At 60.6% G+C, this 14,763-nt stretch carries 12 protein-coding genes; 4 read left to right on the forward strand and 8 right to left on the reverse strand.

Going from position 1 to position 14,763, the window contains the following annotated elements:
• Positions 1 to 8: 8 nt before the first annotated feature.
• The 3 genes from G9C82_RS19025 to paaK (G9C82_RS19035) all read right to left on the reverse strand — a co-directional run bounded on the left by G9C82_RS19025 (position 9) and on the right by paaK (G9C82_RS19035) (position 5,729).
• Positions 9 to 1,256 (reverse strand): ABC transporter substrate-binding protein, encoded by a 1,248-nt coding sequence (locus G9C82_RS19025; RefSeq protein WP_011224934.1) that lies wholly within the window; start codon positions 1,254 to 1,256, stop codon positions 9 to 11.
• A gap of 129 nt (positions 1,257 to 1,385) precedes the next feature.
• Positions 1,386 to 4,235: a penicillin acylase family protein gene (locus G9C82_RS19030; protein ID WP_127015031.1), complete on the reverse strand. Its 2,850-nt coding sequence runs from the start codon at positions 4,233 to 4,235 to the stop codon at positions 1,386 to 1,388.
• A 207-nt stretch (positions 4,236 to 4,442) separates the two neighbouring features.
• On the reverse strand, positions 4,443 to 5,729 hold the full coding sequence (gene paaK, locus G9C82_RS19035; RefSeq protein ID WP_127015032.1) for a phenylacetate--CoA ligase PaaK: 1,287 nt from the start codon (positions 5,727 to 5,729) through the stop codon (positions 4,443 to 4,445).
• 214 nt (positions 5,730 to 5,943) lie between these two features.
• On the opposite strand from paaK (G9C82_RS19035), the gene G9C82_RS19040 reads away from it, so the two are divergent.
• On the forward strand, positions 5,944 to 6,414 hold the full coding sequence (locus G9C82_RS19040) for a VOC family protein (RefSeq protein ID WP_127015033.1): 471 nt from the start codon (positions 5,944 to 5,946) through the stop codon (positions 6,412 to 6,414).
• 58 nt (positions 6,415 to 6,472) lie between these two features.
• On the opposite strand, the gene G9C82_RS19045 is transcribed toward G9C82_RS19040, so the two are convergent.
• Positions 6,473 to 6,799 carry an EthD domain-containing protein gene (locus G9C82_RS19045; protein ID WP_004966576.1) on the reverse strand — a complete coding sequence of 109 codons (327 nt, stop codon included), beginning with the start codon at positions 6,797 to 6,799 and terminating at the stop codon, positions 6,473 to 6,475.
• A 112-nt stretch (positions 6,800 to 6,911) separates the two neighbouring features.
• Here G9C82_RS19045 and G9C82_RS19050 point away from each other — a divergent pair, with 112 nt between their 5' ends.
• Entirely contained in the window at positions 6,912 to 7,682 is a 771-nt protein-coding gene (locus tag G9C82_RS19050) for an IclR family transcriptional regulator (RefSeq protein ID WP_127015034.1), read from the forward strand.
• A gap of 105 nt (positions 7,683 to 7,787) precedes the next feature.
• Here the strand turns inward: G9C82_RS19050 and G9C82_RS19055 are convergent, their stop codons facing one another.
• Both G9C82_RS19055 and G9C82_RS19060 read right to left on the reverse strand, forming a co-directional pair.
• Entirely contained in the window at positions 7,788 to 8,600 is an 813-nt protein-coding gene (locus G9C82_RS19055) for an enoyl-CoA hydratase/isomerase family protein (RefSeq protein ID WP_127015035.1), read from the reverse strand.
• Positions 8,597 to 9,481, reverse strand: coding sequence for a 3-hydroxyacyl-CoA dehydrogenase family protein (locus G9C82_RS19060; protein WP_127015036.1), 885 nt, complete (start codon positions 9,479 to 9,481; stop codon positions 8,597 to 8,599). Before G9C82_RS19060 ends, G9C82_RS19055 begins: the two co-directional genes overlap by 4 nt.
• 99 nt (positions 9,482 to 9,580) lie before the next feature.
• Between G9C82_RS19060 and G9C82_RS19065 the strand changes: the two genes are divergently transcribed.
• The gene (locus G9C82_RS19065) at positions 9,581 to 10,726 is read left to right on the forward strand and encodes a thiolase family protein (protein WP_127015037.1); all 1,146 of its coding nucleotides are present in this window, start codon (positions 9,581 to 9,583) and stop codon (positions 10,724 to 10,726) included.
• A gap of 6 nt (positions 10,727 to 10,732) precedes the next feature.
• Here G9C82_RS19065 and G9C82_RS19070 read toward each other — a convergent pair whose 3' ends face one another.
• Entirely contained in the window at positions 10,733 to 12,169 is a 1,437-nt protein-coding gene (locus tag G9C82_RS19070) for a zinc ribbon domain-containing protein (protein WP_127015038.1), read from the reverse strand.
• Positions 12,166 to 13,338, reverse strand: coding sequence for a thiolase domain-containing protein (locus G9C82_RS19075; RefSeq protein ID WP_127015039.1), 1,173 nt, complete (start codon positions 13,336 to 13,338; stop codon positions 12,166 to 12,168). The genes G9C82_RS19070 and G9C82_RS19075 overlap by 4 nt, the downstream gene beginning before the upstream one ends.
• A 132-nt stretch (positions 13,339 to 13,470) precedes the next feature.
• Here G9C82_RS19075 and paaK (G9C82_RS19080) point away from each other — a divergent pair, with 132 nt between their 5' ends.
• The gene (gene paaK, locus G9C82_RS19080; protein WP_127015040.1) at positions 13,471 to 14,760 is read left to right on the forward strand and encodes a phenylacetate--CoA ligase PaaK; all 1,290 of its coding nucleotides are present in this window, start codon (positions 13,471 to 13,473) and stop codon (positions 14,758 to 14,760) included.
• Positions 14,761 to 14,763: the final 3 nt, after the last annotated feature.

Consider the following 14,763-nt stretch of genomic DNA (forward strand, 5'->3'; position numbering starts at 1 on the left):
TGTGCTACCTACATCTCACAGCCGAGGTCACTGGCTGGTGGCAGCGTCTCCGAACCCGGGACCTGCTCGAGGAGTTCGACATCCGCTGAACCACCATCGCCTTCGACGATTTCAGCCATCCACGTCGGATTCGTGGCCTGATGGTCGCTCTCCCGAAGCGTAATGTCTCCCAGTACTGTCGTGAACGTGCCACCTTCCAGAGCGTCTCGGACATCCCCCGGTTCGGTGCTCCCAGCCTCGTGCATTCCCTTGGCCATCAGCCGCATCGAGTCGTAGCCGACGCGGGCGAAGTTGCCGGGCTGCCTGTCGTTCTCGCTGGAGTAGGCCTCAACGAACGCCTGATTGTCTCCCGTTTCGAGCGAGGGGTCGTACCGAGCGCCGCCGAATGTGCCGACGCTGTTTGCCCCAGTCCCGGCACGGACACTCTGGAACGTCTGGGTCGGCCCGACAACAGCGATCTGGTCGGTGAGACCCTGATCCGCGGCCTGATTGGTGAAGTTCACCAGATCACCACCAGTCATCCCCAGTACGACCACGTCAGCGTCGGAGTTGCTGATCTGCGTGATGAACGAGCCGTAGTTGCTTGCACCCAGCTCCGACGTTGATGTCCCGACCTCGGTGTAGTCGTCGCTGGCACTTTCCATACGCCTGCTCGTGCGGTTGTACACCGAATCGCCGTACGCGTAGTCCGCGTAGTGGAACCAGACGTTGTTCCCCAGATTGTTGACTGAATACGACGATATCGCCTCGGCAATCTGTGCAGTGTTCGTTTCAAAGCGGAACACCCATTCGTTGCAGGCAGACCCAGTGATCGGAACGGCTGCACCGCCGGGGAAGTAGATGTGCTCCGACTGAGCGGCAAAGTCATTCAGCCCGAGCGCCACGGAGCTGGAAATCGCACCGAATACGAACTCCGCCCCGTCTTCCTGAACGACGCGCTGTGCCTCAGACTGTGCAGCGCCGGCCTCGGTTTCTGTATCGCCCGTCACTAGCTCGAACTCGAAGTCGTAGTCGTCGTTGTTGTTTATCTCCGTTACAGCGAGTTCGGCCCCGGTACGCTGGCCCGGTCCAAGAGAACTGAACGGGCCAGTCATTGGGTTCAGGCTCGCAACAGTCACTGCCGCCTCGCCGCCTGTTGACCCGCCTTGACAGCCGGCGAGCCCAAGCGCGCCGGCTGCCCCGGCAGCGGCAATGAACTGTCTCCGTGAACGGTCGATTCCCACACTACTGTCTGGTGAGGTACCTTCGCTCGACATAGGTTCATTATCTATTGTTAAGCAAATCGTATTAAAGCCTTGCCCCCTGTCGGCGCGTCTCACGCTGTTCGCTGCGTTCAGTCGCGCGCTATCGCGTCCTGTCGCTCACGCTTCCCGGTGCCGTAGTGACTAGCTGGTGCTGTCGTCCTGTCTGTACAGCCACGCAAGCACAGTCCCGAGTACCGCGGTGACCCCAGTGAGTGTCGTAAAGCCGGGCCCACTGGCGTCCGTCCCGGTGTTTGCCTCCGTCGCTGTGTTTGTGCTCTCTGTTTCTTCGGTAGCTGTCGGGCCGCTCGCCACAGTATTCTCGTCTGTCTCAGTGCCGTCACTCGTCGGCGTGTCACCGATAGCAGCACCAGCTGTATTTGCTGGCCTCGACAGCGTTCGGGTCTCGGCTGTGGCGGACTCGATATCTGCGTCGGCGAACAACAACTGCTTGTACTCAAAATTCTCGAACATCGCCAGCTGGTCGTCGTAATGCTCGCCAGTAGTGCCGTCCGGAGCGACATAGCCGTCGTTTCCGGGCGGGAGGATGTTCTCTGCCTTCGGGTCGTCGCTGAGCCGGACGACGTGATTCTCAGTCCCGCGGTTCAGCAGCGCCGTGTTCCCCGCGGACGTGACGCCAATAGGCATCCCGAACAGCGCGAGGTTATCGAACTCGTGCAGGGCCGCCTTACGCCGCCAGGTCGCCGGCTCACCGTCGTATTGCTCGGCGAGTTCGCTCACGGCGGTTCGGAACGCGCTGATTAGCGCGTCCGTGATATCTCCATCGGCGTACTCGGCCTGTGTCGCCAGTGCTGTCTCCGCCGGGTTGAGGACCCGCATCAGGGTGCCGCGACCGTAGTCGTAGCCAAGGAAATACGATGCTGGCCCGTATGCGCTCCCGAACGTCTCGCTGAAAACCTCCTCCAGGATGTACGGAAACGTCGCATCCCAGATGGTGTAGCCAGCAGAGTGTCGGCCTTCGTTGTCTTCGCCGTCGGCCTGCGCGAAGTGGTCCCACGAGGCCAGTTCGTCGCGTGCTTGCTGTTCGGTATTAGAGAGGTCTGCGTCTGCAAGCGCGTCGAGCAGATGGTCTCTGTACCGAATCGAACGCAGGTCGGTGAAAGAGATGTCGTAGATAACAGTCTTCAGGAAGTCATAATCGACTGTCCCCTCCTTATCTAGCCGCTGCTCAAGCAGATTGATGATCCGTTGCACGCGGTGGTCGGTCGACCATGAATAGCTCAGGTCACCGTTGTTCCACGCGGGCGCAGGTTTGTTGTTCCACTGTGCCGAGTACCCCGGATTGGGATTGATCGCGTAGGGGACATCACCGTCAGCCGCACGGAGGTAGTCCGCCGACGTGAGTTCGTATTGTGTTCCATCGGCTGGCAACCGAGTGTCCCAGTCGACTGCTTCGCTATCCGGGTACCGACCCAGATGGACATACGCGATGTCACCATCCTTGTCGGCCCACATGAAGTTCAGCGCATAGTCACAGCGTTGTGCTGACTCCCGGAACTCCTCGGCGTCCGTCGCGAACTGACACTCATAGAAGGCTCGCCAGCAGTTCATGTGCCGGCCGGCGTATGACTTCGTCTGCGCCAGTGCTTCCCCGTTGTCGGGGTCCCACTGGGTCACAACACCGTGGCGTGTGAACCGCTCTGTATACGTTACGTCCTCGCCATTGGCGACAGTGATTGTCTGCTCGGCCGTTTCAACCTCGTACTCCTCACCACGGAAAGTGTACGTGTCCGGGCCGGACGAGTTGGTCGTGATCGATTCCGTAAACATCTGGATGCAGTTGTCGATCCCGGCAGTCGAGGTCATTGCCCCGTTGCGATTGTGTCCGAACATAATGAACGGATACCCCGTAACGGTGACACCGGCGACGTCGAAGTCCGGGCCATGCAGGCTTGCCTCGTACATTATCGAGGGAGTGTTGAACCCCATCTGGGGCCCACCCATCAGTAGCGCATCGCCACTGGCCGTGATATCACCCTGGACAGCGAGGGCGTTGCTGCCGTACTTGATCGGGAGGCCAAGACTGTCGAGTCCGGACGCAAGCGTTCGCATCCGCTCTATCTCTCCGTCGTGCATCCCTTCGGCATCAGATGCCGGCGTGTAGTCCCCGCCAGTCACCAGGTTGCTCGGTGTCGCAGACGGACCGCTGGCCCCGCGCGTCACCCTGTCTGTCTGCTGTCCCCCGGCCACATTGGGTGTCGGCCCTGCGCCCACGTCAGTATAGGGTGGGGCATAGATATCCGATGGCTGGACCGTCGAGGTCGGACAGCCAGGGTCGTCGCCCCACTGCAGGTCCTCGAACAACTCCATCGCACGTTGTTCGCTCCCGGTTTCCTGCGTGAGTGCGTCGAGAACAGTCGCACTGAGCGTCTCAAGCTGGAAGCCGCTGAAATACGCCATACTGGCGACGAACATCCCGGCGGCGTCCGTCGTGGTAAATTCCTCAGGCTCGAACCCGTGTTCCTGAAACGCCTGATGGAATTCCAGTTCCTCGCTCTCGCGGACTTCAGTAATATACCGGTTGATACCGTCGGTAAACGCCTGCAGGACCGCTCGCTGGTCCGCTGTCAACTGTTCAGCAGCCTGCTCGTCGAGTGATGGCTCGCCGGCGGTGTTACGCCGCGCCTCGATATCGAACTGGACCCAGTCGGTGTCCCCGTCACCTGAACCGAGGACCGCCGCGACAGTCCCGTGATAGTACCGCCGGTACAGTTCTAGCTGATAGAGCCGGTCTGCCGCGGTTGCATATCCGAACCCGTAGAACACCGGCGCGCGGCTGTCAGCGTCGCGGGCGTAGATGTGTGGGACGCCGTAGTCGTCTCGTCGTATCGTGACCGTGGCATCGTCCTCCTGCGCGTACGCCAACTCCGTCTCAACGGCTCCGATACCGGTCATGCCGGTAACCGCCGCGCCTGTCTTCAGAAGCGTTCGTCGTGAAAGGTGCTGCCACGACTGCTGGTGCTGTGCTGACATCCCGTAGTTGACAGTCTGGATATTTAATAAATATTTGGGGACATGTCTGGCCACACTGACAGCATGGCTCTCCAGTTCTGGTATCAACGTCGGTCACTCCCCGTGGCGCGCTGGACAAATTCGCCCAGCGGCTGCCATTCTCCCAATGACCGTATCAAGATACCCTAACAGCGGGTAGCTGAGACGATAGCTGTCGGCAACTGCCAATCAATTGCGATGGTCGTAGACCCGCTGAATCTTGCCGACTTCGGTTCGCTCGATAGTCCCGGGGTTGACGAGGTCAAGCTGGTCCGGAGTGAACGAAAGCACGGATTGCAGGCGAGACAGAACGTCGTCACGGAGTTCGCTGTGGTCTTTGCTGGACCCTTCAGCGCGCTCAACAGTGAGTTCCATGACGTCGAGATTGTCCTCCTCGTAGAGGTCGATCCGGTAGTATGGCGCGACGCCGTTGATGTCAAGCACTGCGTGTTCGATTTCGCTTGGATAGAGGTTCACGCCGCGGACAATGAGAAGGTCGTCGGTTCGACCGGTGACGTTGTCCATCCGTACCATTGTCCGCCCACACGCACACTCGTCGTAATTTAGCGTCGTCAGGTCACCCGTTCGGTATCGTATCATCGGCTGTGCCTGCTTGGTAAGCGTCGTGAGAACGAGTTCGCCCTCTTTGCCCGCCTCGAGTGGCTCTTTCGTGCGTGGATCGATAACCTCCGGGTAGAAGTGGTCTTCCCAGATGTGGAGTCCGTCCTGTGCTTCGTGACATTCCGCAGCCACACCGGGGCCGATAATCTCTGAGAGCCCGTAGTTGTTGATCCCGGTGGCGTTCAGTGCGGTCTCGATTTCCATTCGCATCGGCTCTGTACACGTCTCAGCGCCGTAGGAGACAACCGAAATCGGAAGCGCCTGCGGGTCATATCCCATCTCCTCGGCCGTTTCGGCGAGGTACAGTGCGTATGACGGGGTACAGGCCAGCACGTCGGTGCCAAGATCAGCGGCGAGTTCGACCTGCCGCTGCGTGCCGCCACTGCTGGTCGGAACGACGGTCGCTCCGAGTTCTTCAGCGCCCTCGTGAAAACCCATCCCACCGGTAAACAAGCCATAGCCGTAGGCGTTCTGAACCGTATCGTCGGGCTCCACACCAGCAGCCGACAGCGACCGCGCCATCGTCTTGCCCCACAACTCCAGATCTGCATCGACGTAGGAGACGATCTTGGGTTTCCCGGTCGTGCCAGAGGAGGCATGAAAGCGGCTGACCTCGTCGTCATCGACGGCGAAGAGTCCGTCTGGATATTCGTCTTCGAAGTCCTCCTTGGTTGTCATCGGGAGCGAACTGATGTCGGCAATCCCGTCAATATCCGTCGGAGAGACCCCTGCGGCATCGAGCCGGTCTCGGTAAAATAGCACATTTTCGTACACGTAGTTCACGATTGACCGGAGCCGCTCGCTCTGCACGCTCCCAAGCTCGGCGCGGTCGAGACACTCGTTACTGTGGTACATACGCAGCCGCTTCGACTAGCACCGGGAAAAAGTTCGGGGACCAGCAGCGCAGATGACGGTTGATACGGTGACCGCACAAAACAGGACGGCTGAAGGCTGGTTCGCAGTTCAGTAGCGCTTTCTGCCACTGCGAGGGCGGCCACGGAGACGGACATAATCATGGCTCGTACTCCCGACCCGAGCATATAATGGGGAGCCTGACGCAGTCTTTGCCATGTCTCAGGAGACCCCGATCCGTGTCGACCACATCGGAATCGCTGTCGAGGACATCGGCGACGCTGAACCGTTCCTGTTCGCACTCGGCTGTCGGAAGCTCATCGAAGAGTCCGTCGAGGGGCGGTTTCGCTGGGCACAGTACGATTTCGGTCAGGAGGCGTCGCGGCTAGAACTCATCGCACCGGAGGCATCGGACACATTCCTTACGTCGTATCTCGACAACCACGGTCCGGGCCTACACCACGTCACGCTCGAAGTGGCCGCTGTCGACGCAGTGAAAGCGGTACTGGAGCGCAACGGATACAGCGTCATTGAGTACCGCGAGTATCAGGACTGGACAGAGGCATTTGTGCCACCATCGAACCCGACCGGGGCGCTGTTTCAATTGTTCGAGTATCACGATAGCTACGACGCTGACCGGCCACCTGCCGGCAAACTCTACGTCGATGGAAGCCGGCTTGATGGGTGATATCTGCAGAAGGTTGCTCAGGGAAAACGCATCGGTCGGTAAAACAGGTGGAGCGCTATCAGTCGTCTCTTTCGTCGAGCTGGACCGTTTCCTCGACGATAAGCCGGGGACCGGCCTCCAGATCGATAAACTCGGCTGCGTCGGCCTGCACTGTTTCGGCAAGGTCTGAATCAAACGCGTCGCTGAGTGCATCCATGTCCTCGAAATACAGCTCAAGCACGCCGTCGTAGGCCGCACGCTCCGGGTCTGTTGGCACGGATGTCACGTAGCGCTGCAACCCCGGCAGATCCTTCGCTAGCTCCGAGTGGTCGCCTTGCCATCGGTCGGCGAACTCCTCGTGAGTGTAGCCATCTCTCCGGACGAGCAAATCAACGATTTTTGTCATGCGTGCGCCATGTCGTCACGGATTGGCTTTTACCTGCCGATCTGGCAGGGCCACCACTGATTCAAGCTACTCGAACAAAACACTTGTAAGCCGATTAGTCATGTGTGTACGTATGGCAATCCCGCCCGCTGTCAACAGGCCGGTCGGAACGATCGAGAGAGCAATCGAGATCATGGAGTATCTCAAGGAACACGACACGGCCACGGTGTCTGAAATGACAGCCCACCTCGACTGTGCGAAGAGTACAACACACAGATACATGAAGACACTCGCGGCCAACAGTCTCCTCGTCGAGGACGATAACGAGTATCAGCTCGGGATCCGCCTTCTGGACTACGGCGAAGTGGCACGGAACAAATACCGGCTCTACGACGAGGCGAAACCAAGAGTCGACGAACTCGCGGAAGAGACCGAGGAAAAAATCTGGTGTGCCGTTGAAGAACACGGCCGGAGCGTCCACATCTACGGCGCTCAGGGAAAACACTCGGTGCAGACGTACGCCCGGGTTGGCCATCGGAACTATCTCCACCAGCACGCCGCGGGGAAGGCCATACTGGCACACCTTCCAGACAACCAGATCACGAAGACCATCGACAGGCATGGCTTGCCTGGCCGGACGCCACAGACGATCACCGACCGGGACGAACTCTGGGAGGAAATCGAGGCCATCCGTGACCGCGGATACGCGTTCAACTTTCAGGAGTCGGTGGAGGGACTGCACGCGGTCGGGGCCCCGATCACGGACGAGAACGACATCGCCATCGGGGCGATTAGTGTCTCTGGCCCAGCAAGCCGGCTTGAAGGCCCCATTCTTCGGGACGAACTGCCGACGCTGCTACTGGGCGTTGTCAACGAGATCGGGATAAACATGGCCCATCCTTGAGGCTACCAGCGTAGTTCCAGCGGGGCAGCGAGCAGTTTTCGAGTTGTACTTCGCTGCGTGTGGCTGCGGTCGAACGATGGACCCCGTTTTGGGGACGAGATGCACTCACTCGCTGGCCCACTCTGGATCTCTGTCTTCGAGGAACGCGTCGATACCTTCGTCCTTGTCACCGGTTGCGAACAGTTGGGCGAACAGTTCGGCTTCGTACTCAATGCCGGCTTCGAGGTCCATTCGGGAACTGGCACGAACGGCTTTCTTCGCTAATTCGAGCGCCGCAGGGCTTTTTTCTGCAATCGACGACGCGATGTCGTAGACACGCTCATCGAAGGAGTCGTCATCGTGAACTTCGTCGACGAGGCCGATATCGGCAGCCTCCGACGCGTCGATAAGTTCACCAGTGAGGATAAGCCGCATTGCGTGGCCCTCGCCGACCAGGCGCGGCAGTCGCTGTGTGCCGCCACCACCAGGCATGATGCCGAGGTTGATTTCCGGCTGCCCGAATTTCGCATCCGTATGCGCGATCCGGATATCAGCCGCCTGAATCAGCTCACAGCCGCCGCCGAGGGCGTGCCCGTTGATACGGGCGATGACCGGCATCGGGCAGTCGTCGACGTACTCGTAGACGCGAGGTCGCTTGCTCGCCTCCCGTTGCTCTAACATATCCCGCTCGCGGAGTTCCGTTACGTCCGCACCCGCAACGAATGCGCCGGTGTCTGCCGCGCCAGTCAACACGACAGCACGAACGTCGCTGTCCGGGATTGCGTCGAAGACCTGCTTGAACTCCGACCGCAACTGGGTGTTGAGCGCGTTTCGAGCCTCCGGGCGGTGTAATTCGACGGTAGCGACGTTCTCCACGCGGTCCCCGACGCGCACCGAGACCGTTTCACAGTCTGCCGCAATGTCAGCGAGGTCCGTCATGCGTCCCCCCACTCGCCGCTGGTGCCAACGATGTCACCGTCCTCCCAGACGTAGAACCCCTCGCCGGATTTCTTGCCGAGTTTGCCCGCACGGACCTTCCGTTTCAGGATCTGTGGCGGACGGAACCGTTCACCGAGTTCGTCACGCAGGTATTCGAGGATGTCGAGTCGGACATCAAGACCGACGACGTCGCCGAGTTCGATAGGTCCCATCGGGTGATTGTAGCCGAGTTCCATCGCGGTGTCGATGTCCTGCGGTGTTGCAACGCCTTCCTGCACCATCCGCATCGCTTCGACTCCCAGCGAGACGCCAAGGCGGGAGGAGGCAAAACCCGGTGCATCGGCCACCTTCACCGGTGTCTTGTCAATCCCGTTCACGAACTCCCGGGCACGCGCAATCGTTTCGGCACTCGTCTGTTCCGCGACGACAATCTCGACGAGTGCCATAATGTGCACCGGATTGAAAAAGTGAAGGCCAATAGCTCGCTCGGGATAGTCGAGAACGCTCGCGATCTCAGTCAGTGACAGCGAAGAGGTGTTTGAAGCGATTAGCGTTGCCGAGTCGACGTGGGATTCGACCGCAGTGAGCGTCTCGTGTTTGATCGCCATCTCTTCGGGGACTGCTTCCACGACGAGGTCTGCCCCAGTCACGGCCTCTTCTAGCGAGGTCGTCCCTTTGAGGCGGTCTACCGTTGCCTCGGCCGTAGATTCGGTTACTTTCTCCCGGGCAATACCCTCTTGGAGATTTGACTCGATGGCGGCCAGGCCGTCATCGACGATATCCGCATCGATATCACGGAGAGAGACATCGTGACCGGCCATTGCAGATACTTGAGCGATACCGTGGCCCATGGTACCGGCGCCTAGGATAGCTACGTGCATCATTTCTCAGCACAGTAGCAAAGGATAAAAACGTTGCTTGCGTCTCACCCCCGGTGTGACCTGCATTTAATACGGCGGCCACGATAGGAGTCGGTGAGGATGACTGCTTCCGACTCGCAAGCCGTTGTTGTCGACGCCGTACGGACGCCACAGGTACCGAAGGATGGCGCATTGGCTGGGACACACCCCGAAGACCTCGTCACCACTGTGCTTGCCGCACTTGTTGACCGGACCGGTGTCCCGGCCGTCGAGTGGGATGACTTCCGGCTCGGGTGTGCAAACCAAGAGGGCGAGCAGGGCCGAAACCTCGCCCGGCAGTCGATACTCGCCGGCGGGTTTCCCGAGACAGTGCCCGGGGCGACAACGACCCGCCTGTGTGGCTCTTCGCTGACGACGCTTGTCGACGCCGCTCGCGCCATCGAGGCGGGCGACGGGGCGGTGTATCCGGTGGCCGGTGTCGAGCACATGAGCACCGTCCCTTTCTCCGACTGGCTGCATCCCGCTATCGAACAGCGGTACGACCCCGACAGGCTCCCGATGGGACAGACGGCCGAAACCATCGCACGGACCCACGATATCAGCCGAAAAGCCCAGGACAAGTTCGCGTTGCGTTCACACGAGCGGGCGGTCGCTGCCATGGAAAGCGGTCGGTTCGATGCAGAGACCGTGCCAGTCCACACCGACGAGGCAGCGATAGAGACCGACAAAACACCACGGGCAGACACGTCAGTCGAACAGTTGAGCGAACTCCCAACGGTGTTTCGTGACGACGAGGCGGCGACAGTCACGCCGGGGAACGCGTCACCGCTGACCGACGGGGCTGCTGGGATGCTTGTCACCTCAGCGGCGTACGCAGACCAGCACGGTCTCGATGTCCTCGGCCGGATCGAGACGCGGGCCGTCGCCGGTGTCGATCCGCTGGTAATGGGACGGGGACCGATTCCGGCGACGCGTGCCGCACTGGACGACACTGGCCTGACAATCGACGATATTGACCTCGTGGAACTCAACGAGGCCTTTGCCGCGCAGAGTCTCCACTGTAAGCGCGAACTGGAGATTCCGGGCAAGCGGCTCAACGTCAACGGTGGGGCTATCGCGTTAGGCCATCCGCTTGGCTGTTCGGGGGCACGAATCACGACGACATTGTTACACGAGATGCAACGGCAGGACGCGACCCACGGACTGGCGACGATGTGTGTCGGTTTCGGTCAGGGTGTCGCGGTTGTGTTCGAGAATCCCTGCTAGTGCCGGCTACCGGCGCTGGCTGGCGACCTGTGCTTTGAAGCCGTATCTGATGACCCCCTCCTGCGTGTAGATGCGTCGCGTCGTCAGCACGACAGGTGTGCCTATCGTGACTTCGTCCGTCGCCTGAAGCACCTGTGCAGGGACGCTCACGGTCTGCTCGCCTGATTGACTATCGAGCGCGATGATAGCACTATCGAACTGGCCGCTTTTCGACTGCTGGGCGACGAACTCCGGTGGCGCACCGCCCTGTTGGATAGTCGTTACTGCATCGACTGTCCCTGTCCCGGGCAGTTCGACAGCCTCGAAATCGCTGGTGCGCTCGTGACAGTCCGTACAGGCCCCGGTCGGCGGGAAGTTCAACGCCTCACACGCGGAACACCGACCGGCGACAAGCCGGTGGCGTTGCGGAATCGTCCGCTGCCAGGACGGGACACTGACGTACGCTCCGCCACCTTCGGGTTCGTCGCGCGTAATCTCGCCACGCCGCCTGAGGTACTCGGCATACGACAGGTAGGCGGCACCGTCCAGCGCAGCATTGACCGGAACGGAACCAGTGGCGACGAACAGCGTCGCACTCGCGCCGCTTCCGTACGCAGCAATCAACACACGTTCAGCGCCATCCGCAAACGCTGTCGCCGCCCCGAGAAATGCGCTTGCTGCGCCGGTGTCCCCGAGCGAACTAACTATGTCAGCGGCGGCGATAGTCGCTGCGTCAACCCCGAGCGCACCTGTTGCCCGATACGGGAGCTTTCCGTCCGGAGACTGGACCGCTGCTGCATCGACTGTCTCCATCGGCACGTCCAGTCTGTCCGCCGCACTGCCGAGTGTGGTCGTGAACGCCTCGCGGTCGTACTGCGTCACGCCCAGACCGGTCGTCCGGTCGTCCCCGCCCGTTCTGAAACGCGTTCCGGGGTAGGCCTCCGTGTGTGACGCCCGCTCAATGACGGTTCCGGGACCGTCATCGTCGACAACGAGCGCGACGCTCCCAGCACCGGCGGCGTGCTCGACCTCGCTGTCAGGGTCGCCCCGCGGACAGTCACTGATGATGACGAGGCCGATGTCCTCCCCGAACGGCCCGCCGTCCATGGTTGCGTCCAGTGCTTGCGCACCGGCGTGCGTGGAGCCGGTCATCGTCTGCGTCTTTGCATCGTCGGGGACGTTGAGAATACTGCAGAGTCTCGCTGCAAGGTCCTCTTCGGCCATCGGCGGTGTCGTCGTCGCAAAGGCCAGATGCGCAACGGCCGCGCCGGACGCGTCAGCCGCAGTGAGCGCACGGCGGGCCGCTTCGACACCCATCGTGACTGCGTCTTCGTCGGCATCGGGGACCGCCTTCTCATCAACCCCCGCCGCATCGAACCGACCCCAGGCGGCTTCGAACTCTTCAGCGTCGATCCGCAGGCGAGGTGCGTACGCACCGATGGCCGCAAGCCCTGCGGCAGTCATCGTGCGGCCTCCCGTTCGAGGATGTGGACAACTGCGCTGCCGCCGCTCCCACCCACATTGTGAGTCAGCCCGTACTTCGGGGCCGCTAGCTGCCGGTCCGCAGCGCTGCCGGTGAGTTGTTTGAACGCCTCGACAAGCTGTCCGGCACCGGTTGCGCCGATAGGGTGACCCTTTGATTTCAGCCCGCCGGAGAGATTGACCGGCATTGCTCCGTCAGATTCGGTCGTTCCCGCTTCAAGCAACTGTGGTGCCTCGCCGCGGTCACAGAACCCGAGGTCCTCGTATGCAAGCAGTTCGGCGATGGTGAAGCAGTCGTGGACCTCGGCGAAGTCGAGGTCGTCAGGGCCAATCCCGGCACGGCCATAGGCCGTGTCTGCAGCCGCTTCTGAGGCAGAAATCGCAGTGTAGCTGTCGCGCTGGAAGAGGCCGACCCGGTCGCTGGCTGCGCCGACTCCGGCGACTCGGACCGGGTGGTCAGTGTATTGCTCGACGACGTCCTCACTCGCGATGAGCGCGACCGCTGCGCCGTCAGAGGTCGGACAGCAGTGATAGAGGTTCAAGGGGTCTGCGACAACCGGGGCGTCGACAGCGTCTTCGAGGGAGCATTCGAAGCCCAGATGCGCCTTCGGGTTCTTCGCGCCGTTCCGATGGTTTTTCACCGCCACCATCGAGAGGTGGTCCTCGCTGGCCTCGTACTCCCGCAGATACGCGCTTGCCATCTGTGCGTAGACGCCGGAGAACGTCGTCCCGGTCAGCCGTTCCCACTCTGTTTCGCCGGAGACGCCGAGCCAGTACTTCGTCACATCGCTGCTCATGTCTGTCATGACTTCGACGCCACCCGCCAGCGCCACGTCGGCCATCCCGCTTTTCACCGCCTGTACTGCCTGCCGGACGGCGTAGCCCGACGCGGCACAGGCGTTTTCAACGCGCACGCTGGGGACGCCGTGCAGCCCAGCGTGTTCGGTTGCTGCCGGGCCAGAGAGACCGAGTTGTCGACCGCCCACGCCGAGTGAGCCGACGACCGCTTCGTCTATTGCATCCGTGTCGATACCGTGGTCGACACTGTCGATGGCTTCGCTGACTGCGTGGTCGAACAGTGATCTGTAGCTCTCTTCGGGCATCGAGCCAAACGGCGTTTGCCCTGCGCCGATGAGATACGCATCCCGCATACATGGAACTCTGAGGGTACTGAAAAATAGCTTTGCATCGTTTGCTGACAGCCCTATACCAAGCACGCAACTGGCGGTGCAGTGACCAATCCCAAACCATTTTATCATTAACATTCAACTCTATCATTGAAGATGGTGTACAAGCCACTGGAGGCGTCTGACCGGACAGAGCTGCGTGCGTTGCAATCTGACCGATTGCAAAGAATTGTCACACACGCCCACGAGAACGTCCCGTTTTACCGGGAGAAACTCGATGCAGCAGGTGTCTCGCCCGAAGACATCCAGAGTATCGACGACATCACGAAACTGCCGATGACGACGAAAGAGGATTTCCGCGACGAGTACCCAGATGGACTCTTCGCCGTAGACGACGAGGAGGTCGCCCGCATCCACGCGTCGTCCGGGACGACCGGGAAGCCGAAAATCGTCTCGTACACGGATGACGACCTCGACACCTGGAGTGAAGTTGTCGCGCGTTCGCTGGCTGCGAGCGGCACTGAAGCGGGCGATACCGTCCAGAACGCCTACGGGTACGGGTTGTTCACTGGCGGACTTGGTATCCACTACGGAACTGAGGAGTTGGGGGCCTCAGTTGTTCCTATTGGAAGCGGCCAGACACAGCGACAGGTCGAGTTGATGACCGACCTAGAAAGCGATGTGTTCACATGCACCCCATCGTATGCACTCTACCTCGCCGAAACGGCCGAAGAGATGGGCCACGACCCCAGAGATCTGCCGATCTCGACGATAATCTTCGGCGCTGAGCCGTGTACCGACCCGATGCGGGAGGAAATCGAAGAGCGACTGGGCGTTGATGGCATCGATATTTACGGACTCTCGGAGATCATCGGTCCTGGGGTCTCGTGTGAATGCCACGAAGCGAAGGATGGACTCCACATCTGGGAGGACCACTTCTACCCGGAAGTCATCGACCCACACACGAAAGAACCGGTCGAGGAAGGCGAAGAAGGTGAACTCGTTCTGACAACACTCACTAAGGAAGCGTTGCCGGTCTTCCGGTACCGAACTGGCGACCTCACGACACTGAACTACGACGAGTGTGCGTGCGGACGGACGATGGTACGGATGGACAACGTCACCGGCCGGACCGACGACCTCCTCATCGTTCGGGGCGTGAATCTCTATCCCAGCGAAATCGAACACGCTGTATTGGATATCGACGGCGTTGCTCCGCATTACCGGATCGACCTCTACAAAGAGGACAACCTCGACATCCTGGAACTCACCATCGAACGAACTGCAGAGCAAGGGCCGGGCGACAAAGCGCTGGAAGGCGAAATCATCGAGCGGCTAGAAAACGTACTCGCGTTCACCCCGGACGAACTCGAACTCGTTGCGCCCGGCAGTATCGAACGAACGCAGGTCGGCAAGGTAAAACGCGTCTACGACCACCGTGACTGACTG

The organism is Haloarcula sp. R1-2 (assembly GCF_011627385.1).
Classification (GTDB): domain Archaea; phylum Halobacteriota; class Halobacteria; order Halobacteriales; family Haloarculaceae; genus Haloarcula; species Haloarcula marismortui.